This window comes from Pseudomonas sp. 05N434, from assembly GCF_056396965.1.
The window spans coordinates 1-1,974 of sequence record NZ_JBFTMK010000737.1 but is presented as its reverse complement, the minus strand read 5'-3'; the positions used below and the strand labels follow the sequence as shown (position 1 = coordinate 1,974).

At 60.7% G+C, this 1,974-nt stretch carries 2 protein-coding genes; both read left to right on the top strand.

Annotation, left to right across the window (positions count from 1 at the left end; translation table 11 throughout):
- A partial coding sequence (locus AC1DLB_RS28785) for a c-type cytochrome (protein WP_477786167.1) occupies nt 1–724 on the top strand: 724 nt, incomplete at its 5' end.
- 82 nt (nt 725–806) lie between these two features.
- Nucleotides 807–1,974: cbb3-type cytochrome c oxidase subunit I (locus tag AC1DLB_RS28780; protein ID WP_477786166.1), on the top strand; the 1,168-nt coding region annotated here is incomplete at its 3' end.

The window sequence follows — 1,974 nt, the reverse complement described above, 5'->3', positions numbered from 1 at the left end:
GGGTCAGGACGTCGAATTTTTCAGCAACCTGACTACCCCCGCCGATCAGATCCACAACAAGGAAGCCAAGGGCGAGCATTACCTGCTGGAGGTCGACAAGCCACTGGTGCTGCCGATCGGTGCCAAGGTGCGTTTTCTGGTGACCTCCGCCGACGTCATCCACTCTTGGTGGGTGCCGGCCTTCGCAGTCAAGCGCGATGCGATTCCGGGCTTCGTCAATGAATCCTGGACCCGTGTCGACAAGCCCGGCATCTACCGTGGCCAGTGCGCCGAGCTGTGCGGCAAGGACCACGGCTTCATGCCGATCGTGGTCGAGGTCAAGGAAAAGGCCGACTACGAAAAATGGCTGGGCGAGCGCAAGGCGGAAGCCGCGCAACTCAAAGAGCTGACCAGCAAGGAATGGACCCTCGACGAGCTCAAGGAGCGCGGCGACAAGATTTATCACACCACTTGCGTGGCCTGTCACCAGGCCGAAGGCCAGGGCCTGCCGCCGATGTTCCCGGCACTCAAGGGCTCGAAAATCGCCACCGGGCCGAAAGAGGCTCACCTGAGCCTGGTCTTCCATGGCAAGCCCGGCACCGCGATGGCGGCGTTCGGCAAGCAGCTCTCGGAAGTCGATATCGCGGCGGTCGTGACCTACGAACGTAACGCCTGGGGCAACAACAAAGGCGACATGGTCACCCCTAAAGAAGTGCTGGAGCTGAAACAGGCGGAAAGCAAATGACCCGGTCTATTGCGTACTCAAGGAATCGGTCGGGGCATGACGTCCCGGTTCGCCCAGCCCAGCCGTTTGCAGGAGACAGGACATGACTGTTGTAGTCGATGACCATGTTCATACCGATACCGCCCACGCCCACGGCCCCGCCAAAGGCCTGATGCGCTGGGTGTTGACCACCAACCACAAGGATATCGGCACGCTGTACCTGTGGTTTGCATTCACTATGTTCCTGCTGGGCGGCTCGTTCGCCATGGTGATCCGTGCCGAGCTGTTCCAGCCGGGACTGCAAATCGTCGAACCGGCGTTCTTCAACCAGATGACCACCATGCACGGTCTGGTGATGGTCTTCGGCGCGGTGATGCCGGCCTTCGTCGGCCTCGCCAACTGGATGATCCCGTTGATGATCGGCGCGCCGGACATGGCCCTGCCGCGAATGAACAACTTCAGCTTCTGGCTGTTGCCGGCCGCGTTCATTCTGCTGGTATCGACCCTGTTCACCCCCGGTGGCGGGCCGAACTTCGGCTGGACCTTCTACGCACCGCTGTCGACCACCTACGCGCCGGAAAGCGTGACGTTCTTCATCTTCGCCATCCACTTGATGGGGATCAGTTCGATCATGGGCGCAATCAACGTGATCGCGACCATCCTCAACCTGCGCGCCCCCGGCATGACGTTGATGAAAATGCCGCTGTTCGTCTGGACCTGGCTGATCACCGCGTTCCTGCTGATCGCGGTGATGCCGGTACTGGCCGGCTGCGTAACCATGATGCTGATGGACATCCACTTCGGCACCAGTTTCTTCAGTGCCGCCGGTGGCGGTGATCCGGTGCTGTTCCAGCACGTGTTCTGGTTCTTCGGTCACCCCGAGGTGTACATCATGATCCTGCCGGCCTTCGGTGCCGTCAGCTCGATCATTCCGGCGTTCTCGCGCAAGCCGCTGTTTGGCTACACCTCGATGGTCTATGCCACGGCCAGTATTGCGTTCCTGTCATTCATCGTCTGGGCGCACCACATGTTCGTGGTCGGCATTCCGCTGGTGGGCGAGTTGTTCTTCATGTACGCCACGCTGCTGATCGCAGTGCCGACCGGCGTGAAGGTGTTCAACTGGGCCAGCACCATGTGGCAAGGCTCGCTGACCTTCGAGACGCCGATGCTGTTCGCCGTGGCGTTCGTGATCCTGTTCTCCATTGGCGGATTCTCCGGGCTGATGCTGGCCATCGCCCCGGCAGACTTCCAGTACCAGGACACCTACTTCG